Here is a 15,334-nt window from a genome sequence, read left to right on the forward strand (position 1 = left end):
GAGCCTCCAGCCCTTCAGTTCGACAGACGGTCCAGGATCCGCGGGCCGAGGTCGGTGACGTCGCCCGCTCCCATGGTGAGAACGAGATCACCGGGCTTCGCCATTCCCGCGACGGCCGAGGGGACCTGGGCCGCATCGTGCACGGGCGTCACGTCGGCGCCCGCCGCACGGGCCGCCTCGATGATCAGCTCGCTGGTCACACCGGGGATCGGGTCCTCGCGGGCCGGGTAGATGTCGAGCACGACCGATGCGTCCGCGAGGGCCAGCGACTGGCCCATCTCCTTGCCGAGCTCCTGCGTCCGCGAGAACAGGTGCGGCTGGAAGACGACCAGGATGCGCGCCTCGCCCGCCGCGCCGCGCATGGCCTCCAGGTCGGCGGTCATCTCGGTGGGGTGGTGGGCGTAGGAGTCGATGACCTGGACGCCGGCCGCCTCGCCCTTGAGCTGCAGCCGCCGCTTCACCCCCGTGTAGGCGGCGAGCGCCGGGGCCAGCTCGGCCGCGGGGACGCCGAGGGCCACACCGGCTGCCAGGGCGGCGACGGCGTTGTGCGCGTAGTGACGGCCGGGCACGGAGACCGCGAAGGTCAGCTCCTGGCCCTCCAGCACCACGGTGACCTCGCTCCTCAGCCCCTGCGGCACGACCGACAGCACGCGCACCGCGGCGTCCGCGGACTCGCCGTAGGTCACCACCCGCACACCGCGTCCGGCGACCCGCCGGGTCAGCTCGCGCGCGCCCTCGTGGTCGGCGGAGATCACCAGCGTGCCGCCCTCGGTGATCCGGTCCACGAACGTCTCGAACGACGCGTAGATCTCGTCCATCGACGCGTAGTTGGCATGGTGGTCGAGCTCGACGTTGAGGACGATCGCCACCTCGGGCGCGTACTTGTGGAAGCTGCGGTCCGACTCGTCGGCCTCGGCGACGAAGATCTCACCCTCGCCGTGCAGCGCGTTGGAGCCGGGCGCGTCCAGGTCGCCGCCGATGGCGTAGGACGGCTTCAGGCCCAGCTCGCTCAGCGACACGGCCAGCATCGAGGTGGTGGTCGTCTTGCCGTGCGTGCCGGCGACCGCGATCGGGCGCAGCCCATCCATCAGGGCGGCCAGCGCGTCGGAGCGGTGCACGACGGGGATGCCCAGCTCGGCCGCGCGGGCCAGCTCCGGGTTGTCCTGCCGGATCGCCGACGACACGACCACGCAGCTCGCGTCGTCGGCCAGGTGCTCGGCGGCGTGCCCGATGTGCACGGTCACGCCCAGCGCCCGCAGCGCCTCGGCCGTGGCGGACTCCTTGGCGTCGCTGCCCGCGACGGCGGCCCCGCGCTGCGCGAGGATCTTCGCGATCCCCGACATCCCGGCCCCACCGATCCCGATGAAGTGCGGTCGGTCCATGGCGGTGGGAAGGCCGGGTGCCATGCGTGTCTCCCTGTACGTGTGCGGAACGTTCAGCGGCACAGCCTATGCCGAAGCGCTCACCGGTGCCGCCACCGCCGGCGGCTACGCCTTGCTGTGCGAGAACAGCTTCAGCACCGGCACGCCCACCTTGTGGCGGGCCCGCGAGGCCCAGTCCCGGTGGAAGAACTCCTCGACGTAGTGCGGATCGGTCAGGACGATGACCTCGTCGGCGCCGACCTCCTCGACCAGGGACTTCAGCGCGTCCAGCGGATGGTCCTCGATCAGCCGTCCCTCGGCCGCGCTGCCCGAGGACCGCAACGCCGCGAGGGAGACCTCCAGGGCGCGCTGCCCCACGCTCAGCGCCTCCTCCCCCTCGGGCGTCTCGCCTTCCCGCACGGCCTCGTCGAGCTCACCGAGCGCCACGTCGTCGATGGCCCGCAGCAACCGGTCCGCCTGCTCGCCCCGCGGCTGGAGCAGCACGTGGAAGGCGACCTCCTCCTCCCCGTGCAAGGTCGTGACGAACTCCACGTCGGCGGACGTCAGGGCCTTCTCGATCATCAAAACGCTTGTGAACACCAGGCGCCCTTCTGCTCCGGGGGCCTCGGGCCCCACTCCTCCACAGGCCGCACCGGGCCCCGCGGAAACCGTCCTGCCCCGTGTCAGCAGGGGCACTGCGAGTCCAGTGTGCCCCCCGAAACCCGAGCAGAACGGCATATTCCGCTGATGAGCGGCCCGGCTGCGGCCCTCATCTCTTCCGCGCGCACCGGCCGTCCGGATGCGCCGACCGCCGCCCCCTTGTACCCCGGGCCGGGCGGTTCAGCACGTCAGGACCGCCCGTACCGGGTGAACAGGAAGCCGTCCTGCTCCAGCAGCGACAGCAGAGAGAAGCGCTGCGGTACGGCCACGGCCGGCCCCCCGGCGATGCGCTGCGCGTCGCCCGCGGTGAGCATCGGGGAGACGGTCAGGCACAGCTCGTCCAGGACGCCGGCCGCCACCATCTGGCCCAGCAGCCGGGGGCCGCCCTCGGTCAGCAGCCGGGTGTGGCCGAGTCCGGCGAGGGCGGCCACGGCACGGGCGGGGTCCACGCCCATGCCGTCCCCGGCGGTCACCACCCGCGCGCCGGCCTGTTCCGCGGCGGCGACGCGGCCGGGGGCGGCCGCGGCCCCCGTGAGAATCAGGGTGGGCACCAGGGGCGAGGTGAACAGCGGCAGCGAGAAGTCCAGGTCCAGGCTCGCGGTGACCACCGCGATCGCGGGCGCGGGCGCCTGCCCGGCCGCCTCCCGCAGCGCCGCGAACTCGGCCCGCGCCCGGGCCGGGCGGTAACCCTCCCGGCGCACGGTCTCCGCCCCGACGACCACGACGTCGGCCAGCGCCCGCAGGGTGCCGAAGATTCGCATGTCGGCGGCGCTGGAGATGGGCTGGGAGCGCCCGTCGTGCTGGGCGGCGCCGTCCAGCGTCGAGACCATGTTGGCGCGCAGGTACGGCGCCGGCCCGGCGGGCCCGGGCTCGGGATAGGCGTACGCGGCGGCCAGCTCGGCCAGGCTCCACTCCCGCCCGGCCCCCTCACCGGACGGGCCGTCCGGGGCCGGAGCTGCTGTTTCGTCGGTCACAGGGAACAGGCGTCGCATGCCGTGCAGTGTTCCACGCGCCGTAGCATGGTGAACCGTGTCCTCTTCCCCCGCCCCTTCCGGAACCGGCCCCGTGACCGACCCGGCCCCGCTGTCGCTGTGCGCCCGTGAGCCGCACGTCCCCGCGGACCGGCTGGTCGCCGAGATGGTGCCGCCGCCGCGGTTCGACTCCGTGCGGTTCAGCACGTACATACCGGACCCGAACCAGCCCAGCCAGACCGAGGCGGTGCGGGCCCTGGAAGGCTTCGCGGCCGGCCTGGGCGAGGGCGCCGAGCCGGGCAGGCGGCGGCTGTTCGGTTTCGGCAGGGCGGCGCGGAAGGCCCCCGCGGGACCGCGCGGCGTCTACCTGGACGGCGGCTACGGCGTCGGCAAGACCCATCTGCTCGCCTCCCTCTGGCACGCCACCCCGGCCGAGCCCGCGCTCAAGGCGTTCGGCACGTTCGTGGAGCTGACCAACCTGGTCGGGGCCCTCGGCTTCCAGCAGACGGTCCGGACGCTGTCCGGCCACCGTCTGCTGTGCATCGACGAGTTCGAGCTCGACGACCCCGGCGACACGGTCCTGGTCTCCACGCTGCTGGGCAAGCTGGTGGACGCGGGCGTCGCGCTCGCCGCCACCTCCAACACGCTGCCGGGCAAGCTCGGCGAGGGCCGGTTCGCCGCGGCCGACTTCCTGCGCGAGATCCAGGGCCTGTCGGCCCACTTCCGCGCCCTGCGCATCGACGGCGAGGACTACCGCCACCGCGGTCTGCCCGAGGCGCCGCCGCCCTACTCCGACGAACAGGTGACCGCGACGGCGCACGCCACCGAGGGCGCCTCCCTCGACTCGTTCTCGCCCCTGCTGGACCACCTCGCCCGGGTCCACCCCAGCCGGTACGGCGCGCTGACGGACGGGATCAAGGCGGTGTGCCTCACCGGTGTGCGGCCCGTTCCCGACCAGTCGACGGCCCTCAGGCTGGTCGTCCTGGCGGACCGGCTCTACGACCGCGAGGTGCCCGTGAAGGCCTCGGGCGTGCCGTTCGACCAGCTGTTCAGTGACGAGATGCTCAACGGCGGCTACCGCAAGAAGTACTTCCGGGCCATCTCCCGGCTCACCGCCCTGGCCCGCGACGCGGCCTCGTTGCCGACCGGGCGGTAACCCCGCTTCCAATATCGTCTCGACTGCCGTGCGGCAAGGCGTGGTTCCGGCCAGCCGACCTACGGTTTTCAGGCTCTCTTCAGCTCGAAACGTTAAGTTAACCCTGCAAACGACTTTGCAGGGTTAACGTGTTTCTTGACCAGCCGTTGACCAACTGTTGGTCGGCGCTAGACGTGTGAGACAGCTGGAGGGGGGCGTATGCGTCGAGGTCCGACGGCACGGACCGTGGTCTCGCTCCTCGCCGCCGTGCTGCTCGCCCTTCAGTTCTTCGCACCGACGGCATCCTTCGCATCCGCGCACACCCGGAGTCATGCGGAGGCCAAAGCCCAACCCGGGAGCACCCCCTCCGGCATGGCGCTGCGCGACGAGATCGCCGGCTGCCGCGCCGGGCACCCCGGGGACCCGACCGGTCCCCTGCGCACCCGCGACCGGTCCCACACCGCCGACTCCGCGCCCTCGGCGCCCGATCGGCCGCTGTCCCGGCACACCCGGCCGACGGCGGACGAACCGGCCGGCCGCGGCACCGCGCACCACCGCACGCCGAGATCCTCGGCGTCGCACACGCCGGCAGCGCTGCAGGTCTTCCGCTGCTGAGCAGCAGAGCAGTACCCCCCACCTCTGTCATGCCCGTCCGACGCGCCCCCACTGCGCGCCAGGAGGAGTCACCACACTCATGCAGCCCCTCATCGACAACGCCCGCATGTTCGGACAGCGCCCTGAGGAGTTCGCCCGCCTCGCCGAGGGCCAGTCCCCCGACGTCCTGTTCATCACCTGCTCCGACTCCAGGGTCGTACCGGCCCTGATCACGGGCGCCCGCCCCGGCGAGCTCTTCGAGCTGCGCACCGCCGGCAACGTGGTTCCGCCCCACACCTCCGCCACCCCCACCGGCGAGGCGGCCACCATCGAATACGCCGTCCAGGTCCTCGGCGTCCGGCACATCGTGGTCTGCGGCCACTCCCACTGCGGCGCCGTCGGTGCCGTCGTGCGCCACGACGACCTCACCGCCGTCCCCGCCGTGCGCGACTGGCTCGCCCACGCGGCGGACGAGCCCCCGTGCTCCGACCCCAAGGACCCGACGGTCGCCGAGGCCGTACAGCACCACGTGCTCACGCAGTTGATGCGGCTGCGCTCCTACCCGTGCGTGGAGAAGCGCCTCGCCGCGGGCGAACTGCACCTGCACGGCTGGTACTACGAGGTGCACACCGGCGTCGTGCGGGAACACCGCGCGGAGTCCGACACGTTCGAGACGCTCTGAGGGGGCCGGTGACATGCTGTCCAAGTTCCCTCATCTGAGGCAGGACTTCCTCGCCTCGATCGTCGTCTTCCTCGTCGCCGTGCCGCTGTGCGTCGGCGTGGCGGTCGCCTCCGGCGTCCCCGCGGAGCTGGGTCTCGTCACCGGCATCGTGGGAGGGCTCGTCACCGGCATGCTGCCCGGCAGCAGCCTGCAGGTGTCCGGGCCCGCCGCCGGACTCACCGTGCTGGTCTTCGAGGCCGTCACCGAGTTCGGCGTGGCCACCCTCGGCGTGATCGTGCTGATCGCCGGGCTGCTCCAGCTCGCCATGGGCTTCTTCGGCATAGGCCGCTGGTTCCGGGCGATATCCGTCTCGGTGGTCGAGGGCATGCTCTGCGGCATCGGCCTGGTGATCATCGCCGGCCAGATCTACGCGGCGGCGGGCCTGAAGGCCCCGGATTCCGGCCTCGGCAAGATCGCGGGCCTGCCCGGGGCCCTCGCCGACACGGTGGGCAGCACCAAGGCGCTCACCTCGCTCGCGATCGGCGCGGGCACCATCGCCGTCATCGTGCTGTGGAAGCGGATGCCCAAGGCGGTCCGTACCGTCCCCGGCGCCCTCGCGGCGGTCGTCCTGGCCACGGCCGTCACGCTCGCCTTCGGCCTGCCCGTCGCCACCGTCCAGGTGGAGGGTCTGCTGGGCGTCGTCCAGCCGCCCGGTTCCGAGGCCTTCGGCGAGCTGGCGGGCCCGGCCGTCTGGGGCACGATCATCGCCTTCGCGCTGATCGCCTCCGCGGAGAGCCTGTTCAGCGCGGCGGCCGTGGACCGGCTGCACAACGGTCCGCGCACCGAGTACAACAAGGAGATGATCGCCCAGGGCGCGGGCAACACCCTGTGCGGCCTGCTCGGCGCGCTGCCCATGACCGCGGTCATCGTCCGCAGCTCCGCCAACGTCAGCGCGGGCGCCCGGACCAAGGCGTCCCGGGTGCTGCACGGCGTGTGGCTGCTGCTGTTCGCCGCGGCGATGCCGTGGGCCCTGGCCCTGATCCCGATCCCCGCCCTGGCCGGCATCCTGGTGCACGCCGGCTGGAAGCTCATCCCGTTCCGCCAGATCACGGCGCTGTGGCGGGCCCACAAGGGCGAGGCGCTGATCCTCGTCGTCACGGCCGTGTCGATCGTCGCGGTGAACATGTTCGAGGGTGTGCTGATCGGTCTGGCCCTGTCGGTCGTCAAGACCGCCTGGGAGGCCTCGCACGTCAAGCTGGAGGTCATCGACAAGGGCGCGGGCCCGATCCAGGTGTACGCCTCGGGCAACGCGACCTTCCTGCGGCTGCCGAAGATCATGGACGGCCTGGAGGCGCTGCCCCAGGACCGCCCGGTCGAGCTGGACCTGTCGGGTCTGCACCACCTCGACCACGCCTGCCGCACGGCCCTGGAGAACTGGGCCGCACGTCACAGCGCGTCGGGCACGGAGCCGGTGAAGGTCACGGAGGCCGTGCCGGCACCGCGGAGCGAGAAGGTCACGGCGGCCTAGCCGGACGCCGCCGGTTTCCGGTCCGGGGTGCGCCGCCGGCGCACCCCGGACCTCGTGCGTCCTCGTGCGTCCTCGTGCGTCCGGCGGGGGCCGCGCAGGGCATGGCCCCGACCCCCGATCCCGGCATATCGTTGCAGAAGTACCCGGAACGGGGCCTCTGAGCGGGGAGGTCGGCATGGTCGAGGAGCTGATCGGGGCGGCGGTGGCGGTCTGCGCCGGCGGGGCGGTCTACCTGGCGGCGGCGGCGCGGGTCGTCAAGCAGTACGAACGCGGGGTGGTCTTCCGGCTCGGGCGTCTGCACGGCGACGTGCGGCGGCCCGGCTTCACCACCGTCATCCCCGCGGTGGACCGGATGCGCAAGGTCAACATGCAGATCGTGACCATGCCGGTCCCCGCCCAGGAGGGCATCACCCGCGACAACGTCACCGTGCGGGTGGACGCGGTGGTGTACTTCAAGGTCGTGGACGCGGCGGCCGCTGTCGTCAACGTCGAGGACTACCGCTTCGCGGTGTCGCAGATGGCCCAGACCTCGCTGCGCTCGATCATCGGCAAGAGCGAGCTGGACGACCTGCTGTCCAACCGGGAGAAGCTCAACCAGGGCCTGGAGCTGATGATCGACAGCCCGGCCGTGGAGTGGGGCGTGACCATCGACCGGGTGGAGATCAAGGACGTGTCCCTGCCGGACACGATGAAGCGCTCCATGGCCCGGCAGGCCGAGGCCGACCGGGAGCGGCGGGCCCGGCTGATCAACGCCGACGCCGAGTACCAGGCGTCCAAGAAGCTGGCCCAGGCCGCCCACCAGATGGCCGACACGCCCTCGGCGCTGCAACTGCGGCTGCTGCAGACCGTGATGGCCGTCGCGGCGGAGAAGAACTCGACGCTGGTGCTGCCCATCCCGGTGGAGCTGCTGCGCTTCCTGGAGCGGGGACACGAGGCGGGCGGGCAGGGCGGCACGCCGGGACCGGTGGAGCGGACCGCCGACCGCGCGGAGCAGGCGCGGGAGGCCATGGAGGAGCTGCGGCACGCGGTCGAGCAGTGACGCGCGCTACGCGCGTGGTTCCCGCGACCGGCGGCAGGTGGTAGACACAGCGGGATCACAGTTCCTGTCCGCCAGCAGGAAGGTTTCCCCATGACCGAAACCGGTCCCACCGCCACCCGGCGTCAGGTGCTCGCCGGTACGGGTGCCCTGGGCCTCGGGGTCGCGTTCTCCGGCGCCCTGTCCGAACTCTTCACCGGCACCGCCGCCGCCCAGACCACCGGCCACGCCGGCTACGGCCCCCTCGTCCCCGATCCGAAGGGCCTCCTCGACCTGCCGGAGGGCTTCCGCTACCGGGTCCTCTCCCGCGAGGGCGACCCGCTCCGCTCCGGTGAGGGCGCGGTCCCCTCCAACCACGACGGCATGTCGGCCTTCGAGGGCAGAGGCGGCCGGGTCCACCTGGTCCGCAACCACGAGAACCGCCACACCGGCAAGGTCCCGGTGCCGGCGGTCGAGGGCCTGACCTACGACCCGGCCGCCAAGGGCGGCTGTACGGCCCTGACGCTGGACTCCCGCAACCACGTGCTGTCGGAGCGCGTCGCGATCGCCGGCACGGCCGTCAACTGCGCGGGCGGTCCCACCCCGTGGGGCACCTGGCTGACCTGCGAGGAGAACGAGGACAAGGCGGGCACCAATGGCTACACCAAGGACCACGGCTTCATCTTCGAGGTGGACCCGGCCGACCCGCGCCGCACCGGGGCCGTGCCGCTGACCGCGATGGGCCGGTTCCAGCACGAGGCGATCGCCGTCGACCCGAGGCGGGGCGTGGTCTACGAGACCGAGGACGCCTTCGAGCGGCCCTTCGGCCTCTTCTACCGCTTCCTGCCGGACCGGCCGCTGGGCGGCCGGGGTTCGCTGCGGGCGGGTGGCCGCCTCCAGGCGATGCGGGTGCCCGGCGTGCCCGACCTGTCCACGATCCAGGACATCGGTGCCGCGTTCGACGGCATCGAGTGGGTGGACGTGCCGGATCCGCAGGCCGCGCAGACCCCGATCCGGTTCCAGGACTTCGGGCGCGGGGGCATCACGCACGCGCAGAAGCTGGAGGGCTGCTACTGGGGCGGCCGGTCGGTGTACTTCGTGTCGTCCTTCGCGCGCACCGGGGACGGCTCGGCGGCCGACCACTACGGGCAGGTCTGGCGCTACGACCCCGAGCGCCGCCGGCTGACCCTGGTCGTCGTGTTCGGCCCGGACACCGACGTGCGGCTGCCGGGCGAGTCGCCGGACAACATCTGCCTGGCGCCCGGCGGCGGCCTCATGGTCTGCGAGGACGGCAGCGGCGCCCAGCACGTGTACGGCGTGACCCGGCGCGGCGAGGTCTACGCGGTGGCCCGCAACCGGCAGAACATCGGCACCGCCGAGGAGCCCGAGTGGGGCGAGTTCGCCGGGGTGACCTTCTCGCCCGACGGCGACACGATGTACGTCAACTGCTACGCCCCCGGCACCACGTTCGCGGTGACCGGGCCCTGGCGGAGGTAGCCGTCCGCCCGCCCGCCGGCCGGGAGCGCCCGGCCGGCGAGCGGGGTCCCGGCGGGCACCAGGGGCGCCCTCGGGGTCAGGCGGCCAGCAGGGCGTCGATCTGGCCGACGGCCTCCTTCAGGCCCTCCTCCATGCCCATCGTGATCAGCTGCTCCATCTGCTCGCGGGAGTCGAAGAGGGAGCGCATCTCCATGCGGGTGCCGCCCTCGCGCTCGGTGAGCCGCACCGACACGGACATGGTCGGCATGTCGTCCTTCGGCTTGCCGTCGTCGTCGGCGAAACCGTCGGTGAACTCCAGGGCCGTCGGCTCGGTGACCGAGGTGATCCGCCACCAGCCGCGGTGCCGGTCGCCCTCCGGTCCGGTCATGAAGTAGGTGACCTCGCCGCCGGGCGTCAGGTCGTGCTCCTCCACGGACGCCGGGTAGGACGGCGGGCCCCACCAGCGCTCCAGCTGCCGGGGATCGGCCCACAGCCGCCAGACCCGCTCCACGGGAGCGGCGAAGTCGGCGACCAGGGTCAGGGTCAGGTGGTCGAGGTCCTTGTCGACCGTGGTGACACTCATTGCTCGGGCCCTTCCGTGCTGTCGTTCCGGCCGGTTGCGGACGGCCGGGTTCCGGGCTCTTCGGCGCCGGGGTCCTCGGCGAGCAGCCGGGCCATCCGGTCCACCCGCCCGCGCCACGCCGCCTCGAGCTCGTCGAGCGCCAGGCGGGCACGCGCCACCGCCTCCGGGTCGGTGCGCACGAGTTGCTCCCGTCCGCTGCGCTGCTTGGTGACCAGGCCCGCCCGCTCCAGCACCGCGACGTGCTTCTGCACCGCCGCGAAGCTCATCGGATAGGCCTCGGCCAGCCGGGAGACCGACAGCTCCCCGCGCACGCAGCGGCGCAGTATGTCCCGGCGCGTGGCGTCGGCCAGGGCGTGGAACAGCCGGTCCACGGTCTCGTCGCTCACCTCATCTACAACCATTTGGTTGTACGTTAGCTCCGCCGGGGTCTCCTGTAAAGCGATCGCGCCCGGCACTGACGCGGGCGCACCGGGGTACTCGGAGCCGCATGAGCGAGAAGCCACAGGTCAGCAGCTCCTACTGGCTCGACACGGCACCGCAGGGCCGCCACCCGGCGCTGGCGGAGGACCTGGACGTCGACGTCGCGGTGATCGGCGCCGGCATCGCCGGCCTGTGCACGGCGTGGGAACTGGCACGGGCGGGGCGGAGCGTGGCGGTCCTGGAGGCGGGCCGGGTCGCGGCCGGCGTCACCGGGCACACCACCGCCAAGGTCACCGCCCTGCACTCACTCGTCTACGACAAGCTGCGCCGCACCCGGGGCCCCGACGGGGCGCGCCTGTACGCCCGTTCCCAGTCCGAGGCGATCGAGCGCGCGGCGGGCATCGCCGTGGAACTCGGCATCGACTGCGACTGGGAGGCCAAGAGCGCGTACACATACGCGCGCGACCCGGGCAAGGCCGAGGAACTGCGGGCCGAGGCCCGGGCGGCCGCCGAGGCCGGGCTGCCCGCCGAGTTCGTGACGGAGACCGGGCTGCCCTTCGAGGTGGCGGGCGCGGTCCGGGTCACCGGGCAGGCGCAGTTCCATCCCCGCAAGTACCTGCTGGCGCTCGCCGCCGACCTGGTCGAGCACGGCGGGCGGATCTTCGAGGACACGACCGTCCTCGGCCTGGACGAGGGCGAGCCCTGCCGGCTGTCGACCACGACCGGGGCGACGGTCCGGGCGCGGGACGTCGTCGTCGCCACGCACTACCCGATCTTCGACCGGGCCCTGCTGTTCACCCGGCTGACGCCGAAGCGCGAGCTGGTCGTCGCCGGGACCATTCCCGCGGGCCAGGACCCGGACGGCATGTTCATCACGCCCGACGAGAACACCCGCTCGGTGCGCACGGCCCCGTACGACGCGGACCGGCGCCTGCTCATCGTCACCGGTGAGCACTTCACACCGGGCACCGGCGACACCCGGGAGCGGGTGGAGCGCCTCACCGCCTGGGCCACCCGGCACTTCCCCGGCCTGGACGTCACCCACCGGTGGGCCACGCAGGACAACAGCCCCACCGACACCGTCCCGATGGTCGGCCCGCTGCACCCCGGCGCCCGGCACACGTACGTGGCCACCGGGTTCGGCGGCTGGGGCATGAGCGGCGGCATGATGGCGGGCCGTCTCCTGAGCGCGCAGATCACCGGCGAGGAGTGCGAGTGGAGCGCGCTGTACGACCCGCGCCGGGTCAAGCCCGCCGTGCGGGAGGCGCCGTCGTTCCTCAAGACGCAGGCCAAGGTGGCCGGGCACTTCGTGGGCGACCGGCTGCGGCCCTCGCCGCCGGTGGAGTCCCTGCCGCCCGGCGAGGGTGCCGTGGTCCGCGCCGACGGCCACCGCGTCGCGGTGTACCGCGACGACGACGGAGCCCTGCACGCCGTCTCCGCGCGCTGCACCCACCTGGGCTGCCTGGTCGACTTCAACGCCGCCGAACGGGCCTGGGAGTGCCCCTGCCACGGCTCGCGCTTCGACACCGACGGCAAGGTGATCCAGGGCCCGGCGACCAAGCCGCTGGAACGGCGGGACATCTGAGCGGGCCGTGGGCGGACGGCCCCGACCGGCCTAGGCTGGAGACATGAGCGAGGACGACTACTGCCTGATCGACGCGGCCAGGCCGCCCCGGGCGGAGGGGCCGCCGTACGCGGAGTGTGTGCTGTGCCGGGAGCCCACGGAGTACCCGGAGGCGTACAAGGGCATCACGCTCTGCCCGGTCTGCGAGTGGCAGGAGGCCCAGCGCACGGCCTGCTCGGGCTGACGCGCGGGAGACCGGCGGTGGCCGCCCGGGCGGCCACCGGGCCGGGACTGCCATGATCGTGCGGCTGGCACACTGGGATGCGTGAGCGAAGACCCCACGCCCGTGAACGACAGCCCCTTCCGGTCCGATCCCTCCGCGCGCGACGCCGCACCGCAGTTCGTGCTGCCGCTGGTCGTGCGGATCGAGCGGGCGGAGCCGCCGGCGCGCACCGACGCGCTGGAGACGGCCGCGCGGGCGGTCCTGACGATCCTGGCCGACGAGCGGTCGTCCGGCGACGGCGTGTGGGCGCGGGCGATGCGGGACTGGCAGGACGCCCGGATCCGCAAGGTGGTGCGCCGGGCGCGCGGTGCCGAGTGGCGGCGGGCCGGTGCCCTGCCCGGCATCACGGTCACCGGCACCTCGGCCGAGGTGCGTGTCTTCCCGCCCGTCCCGCTCGACGGCTGGCCCAAGGACCTCGCCCGGCTCCAGGTCTCGGGCACCGACCTGGACGACCCGCGGGCGCCGGGGGACGCCGACCCGGCCGCTCCCGTGCTGTGGCTCAACCCCGGGCTGGACATGTCGGCGGGCAAGGCGATGGCCCAGGCCGGGCACGCCGCCCAGCTGGCCTGGTGGGAGCTGTCCGACGCGGAGCGGGCGGCCTGGCAGGGCGCGGGCTTCCCGCTCGCCGTACGTACGGCCGACCCGGCCCGCTGGCCGGAACTGACCGGCAGCGGGCTGCCGTTGGTCCGGGACGCCGGGTTCACGGAGATCGCGCCCGGCTCGTGCACGGTCGTCGCGGACCACCCCGCGCTGCGCCGGGAGCCGCACGGCACCGGCGGCCCGGTGGCCACCCGTTCGGAGTAACCGCGGGCGCGGCGGCGGCGGGCGGGTGCTCCAGTGGGTTACCAGACAACCCCGACCCAGGAGGCAGCCATGAGCAGCGCCGCGCCCCCTCCCCCCGCCCCTCCCGCGCCCGACGACCGGATGCCGCCCGGTGGGGGCGGTCCGCGCGGTTCCGACGACTCGTGGGCGGCCGGGGGTCTCGCGCTCGGCGGCACCCTGATGGTCGTCTACGGCCTGTTCGCGGTGCTGCAGGGCATCGCGGCGATCGCCGACGACGAGGTGTACACGAGCTTCGGCGACTACGTCTTCGAGTTCGACCTGACCGCGTGGGGCTGGATCCACCTGATCGTCGGCGTGCTGGTGGTCGCGGCCGGGTTCGGTCTGTTCACCGGGGCCACCTGGGCCCGGATGGTGGGCGCGGTCGTGGTCGGGCTGGCGCTGATCGCGAACTTCATGTGGCTGCCCTACCAGCCCTTCTGGTCGATCATCATGATCGTGACCGGTCTGTTCGTGCTGTGGTCGGTGTTCAACTACCGTTCCACCCGCGTCGTCTAGGGCCCTTCCGGCACCTCGGCGGCGCGGCCTGCCGGGCCCGGGGAGTCCGTCGGTGGGGGGGGCGGAACCTCAAATGTTGCTCTGAAGGCGGCCCGGGCGCGGTTCGGCGGCGTGCGGCTGGGCCATACCCCCCTCACGTCCGGTGACCGGGGCGGTGGAGGAGGGGACCATGCGGCGACTGGGGACGGGCATCGGGTGGCGGCCGGAGATCGCGGACGCCGTGGAGCGCATGCCGGGGATCGACTGGGTCGAGGCCGTGGCCGAGAACGTCTGCCCCGGGCATCTGCCCGAGTCGCTGCGGCGGCTGCGCGAGCGCGGCGTCACGGTGGTGCCGCACGGTGTCTCGCTGGGGCTGGGGGGCGCGGAGCGGCCCGAGGGGGGCCGGCTGGCCATGCTGGCCGAGCGGGCGGAGGCACTGGGCTCGCCGCTGGTCACCGAGCACATCGCGTTCGTCCGGGCGGGCGGCGCCCTGACGGCGTCCCCGCGGCTGGAGGCGGGCCATCTGCTGCCCGTCCCCCGGACCCGGGACGCGCTGGACGTGCTGTGCGAGAACGTGCGGATCGCGCAGGACGCGCTGCCGGTGCCGCTGGCCGTGGAGAACATCGCGGCGCTGATCTCCTGGCCGGGCGAGGAGATGACGGAGGGCCAGTTCCTTTACGAGCTGGCCGACCGCACGGGGGTGGGTCTGCTCATCGACGTGGCGAACCTGCACACCAACCACGTCAACCGCGGCGAGGACCCCGCCAAGGCCCTGGCGGAGCTGCCGCTCGAGGCGATCGCCTACGTCCATGTGGCGGGCGGTTTCGCGCGCGACGGCGTCTGGCACGACAGCCACGCCCACCCCGTGCCGCAGCCGGTCCTCGACATCCTGACCGACCTGGCGTCCCGCGTCAGCCCGCCGGGCGTGCTGCTGGAACGGGACGAGAACTTCCCGGAACCGGCGGAGCTGCGGGACGAGCTGGCCTCGATCCGCCGGGCGCTGGAGGCGGGGGCCGTGGAGCGGGTGAAGACGCGTCTGCGCGAGGCGGGCCGGACCGCCGGGCGAGCGGGCCTGTCCGGCCCGGGGGCGGAGGCGGCCGCCGGATCCGGGCCGGGGGCGCGGGTTCCTCGGGCGGAAGCGGCGGTGTCCGGGACACGAGCGGAGCTGCCCCGCGCCGGGACGGGCGTCCCGGCGCGGGGCGAGGAGACCGGGGCGGCCGAGGCGACACGGGGCGCCTTCGGCCCGCCCCACCCCGGCGCCACCGAGGAAGCCCGGCAGTCGTCCGGAGGACTGCGTGCGGACGGTGCGGGGCGCATGGACACCGGCGAGGCCCGGCAGCGGCTCGGGCTCGCTCAGGCCGCCCTGCTGTCGGCGCTGGTCGCCGGGACGCCCGTGCCCGAGGGGTTCGACCGGGTCCGGATCGGCGTCCAGGCCCGGGCGCTCGCGGCGAAGCGGGCGGACATCGTGGCGAAGGTCGCGCCCGAACTGCCGGTGATCCTGGGCGGGGACTACCGCCCGGCCTTCCTCGGTTACGCCCAGACCCAGCCCCTGGCCGGCGGCTACCGGCGCGACGCCCTCACCTTCGCGGAGCACCTGCTCACCACCGGCCGCCCCGGGCACGCACCGGCCCGGCGGGAGCTCAGGGAGTGGTGGCTGGAGCGCTCGGGCCCCGCGCCGCGCTCCGGACGGCCCGTCCACCGGCTGGCCCGCGCGACGCGCAGGGTGCTGCTGCGCCGCTGACGCCCGCGCCTTCGAGGCCACCGGG

General features: G+C 73.6%; 16 protein-coding genes. 11 read left to right on the top strand and 5 right to left on the bottom strand.

The features are described 5' to 3' along the window. Window positions 1–14: 14 nt before the first annotated feature. From murC to ACF07N_RS19110, 3 genes are all read right to left on the bottom strand, one after another. Window positions 15–1,406, bottom strand: coding sequence for a UDP-N-acetylmuramate--L-alanine ligase (murC, locus tag ACF07N_RS19100; RefSeq protein ID WP_392114233.1), 1,392 nt, complete (start codon window positions 1,404–1,406; stop codon window positions 15–17). An 81-nt stretch (window positions 1,407–1,487) separates the two neighbouring features. Continuing rightward, entirely contained in the window at window positions 1,488–1,961 is a 474-nt protein-coding gene (locus ACF07N_RS19105) for an indole-3-glycerol phosphate synthase (RefSeq protein WP_383331506.1), read from the bottom strand. Between the two features lie 248 nt (window positions 1,962–2,209). Further along, a complete protein-coding gene (locus ACF07N_RS19110; protein ID WP_383338297.1) occupies window positions 2,210–3,013 on the bottom strand; it encodes a pyrimidine reductase family protein in 804 nt (267 codons plus the stop codon). A gap of 37 nt (window positions 3,014–3,050) precedes the next feature. Here ACF07N_RS19110 and zapE point away from each other — a divergent pair, with 37 nt between their 5' ends. The 6 genes from zapE (at window position 3,051) to ACF07N_RS19140 (ending at window position 9,422) form a co-directional block, all read left to right on the top strand. Then, complete coding sequence (gene zapE / locus ACF07N_RS19115; protein WP_383338295.1) at window positions 3,051–4,148, top strand: cell division protein ZapE; 1,098 nt, start codon at window positions 3,051–3,053, stop codon at window positions 4,146–4,148. A 198-nt stretch (window positions 4,149–4,346) separates the two neighbouring features. Beyond that, window positions 4,347–4,742 (top strand): hypothetical protein, encoded by a 396-nt coding sequence (locus tag ACF07N_RS19120; RefSeq protein ID WP_392114237.1) that lies wholly within the window; start codon window positions 4,347–4,349, stop codon window positions 4,740–4,742. A gap of 79 nt (window positions 4,743–4,821) precedes the next feature. Further along, on the top strand, window positions 4,822–5,403 hold the full coding sequence (locus tag ACF07N_RS19125) for a carbonic anhydrase (protein WP_383331516.1): 582 nt from the start codon (window positions 4,822–4,824) through the stop codon (window positions 5,401–5,403). A gap of 13 nt (window positions 5,404–5,416) precedes the next feature. After that, window positions 5,417–6,910 (top strand): SulP family inorganic anion transporter, encoded by a 1,494-nt coding sequence (locus ACF07N_RS19130; protein WP_383331519.1) that lies wholly within the window; start codon window positions 5,417–5,419, stop codon window positions 6,908–6,910. A 175-nt stretch (window positions 6,911–7,085) separates the two neighbouring features. Further along, on the top strand, window positions 7,086–7,949 hold the full coding sequence (locus tag ACF07N_RS19135; protein ID WP_383331522.1) for a slipin family protein: 864 nt from the start codon (window positions 7,086–7,088) through the stop codon (window positions 7,947–7,949). A gap of 90 nt (window positions 7,950–8,039) precedes the next feature. Then, window positions 8,040–9,422 (top strand): PhoX family protein, encoded by a 1,383-nt coding sequence (locus tag ACF07N_RS19140; RefSeq protein ID WP_392114241.1) that lies wholly within the window; start codon window positions 8,040–8,042, stop codon window positions 9,420–9,422. Between the two features lie 76 nt (window positions 9,423–9,498). On the opposite strand, the gene ACF07N_RS19145 is transcribed toward ACF07N_RS19140, so the two are convergent. Both ACF07N_RS19145 and ACF07N_RS19150 read right to left on the bottom strand, forming a co-directional pair. Beyond that, complete coding sequence (locus tag ACF07N_RS19145; RefSeq protein WP_392114244.1) at window positions 9,499–9,984, bottom strand: SRPBCC domain-containing protein; 486 nt, start codon at window positions 9,982–9,984, stop codon at window positions 9,499–9,501. Beyond that, window positions 9,981–10,385, bottom strand: coding sequence for an ArsR/SmtB family transcription factor (locus ACF07N_RS19150; protein ID WP_392114247.1), 405 nt, complete (start codon window positions 10,383–10,385; stop codon window positions 9,981–9,983). The genes ACF07N_RS19145 and ACF07N_RS19150 overlap by 4 nt, the downstream gene beginning before the upstream one ends. A gap of 86 nt (window positions 10,386–10,471) precedes the next feature. Between ACF07N_RS19150 and ACF07N_RS19155 the strand changes: the two genes are divergently transcribed. From ACF07N_RS19155 to ACF07N_RS19175, 5 genes are all read left to right on the top strand, one after another. Beyond that, window positions 10,472–11,989 carry an FAD-dependent oxidoreductase gene (locus tag ACF07N_RS19155; RefSeq protein WP_383338283.1) on the top strand — a complete coding sequence of 506 codons (1,518 nt, stop codon included), beginning with the start codon at window positions 10,472–10,474 and terminating at the stop codon, window positions 11,987–11,989. A 43-nt stretch (window positions 11,990–12,032) separates the two neighbouring features. Continuing rightward, the gene (locus ACF07N_RS19160; RefSeq protein ID WP_383331538.1) at window positions 12,033–12,212 is read left to right on the top strand and encodes a hypothetical protein; all 180 of its coding nucleotides are present in this window, start codon (window positions 12,033–12,035) and stop codon (window positions 12,210–12,212) included. An 81-nt stretch (window positions 12,213–12,293) separates the two neighbouring features. After that, a complete protein-coding gene (locus ACF07N_RS19165; RefSeq protein WP_392114251.1) occupies window positions 12,294–13,055 on the top strand; it encodes a peptidyl-tRNA hydrolase in 762 nt (253 codons plus the stop codon). 69 nt (window positions 13,056–13,124) lie between these two features. Next, window positions 13,125–13,589 (top strand): hypothetical protein, encoded by a 465-nt coding sequence (locus ACF07N_RS19170; protein ID WP_392114254.1) that lies wholly within the window; start codon window positions 13,125–13,127, stop codon window positions 13,587–13,589. A gap of 169 nt (window positions 13,590–13,758) precedes the next feature. Beyond that, on the top strand, window positions 13,759–15,309 hold the full coding sequence (locus ACF07N_RS19175; protein WP_392114257.1) for a DUF692 family multinuclear iron-containing protein: 1,551 nt from the start codon (window positions 13,759–13,761) through the stop codon (window positions 15,307–15,309). The last annotated feature ends 25 nt before the right edge of the window (window positions 15,310–15,334 follow it).

The organism is Streptomyces sp. NPDC015242 (genome assembly GCF_043079125.1).
Classification (GTDB): Bacteria; Actinomycetota; Actinomycetes; order Streptomycetales; family Streptomycetaceae; genus Streptomyces.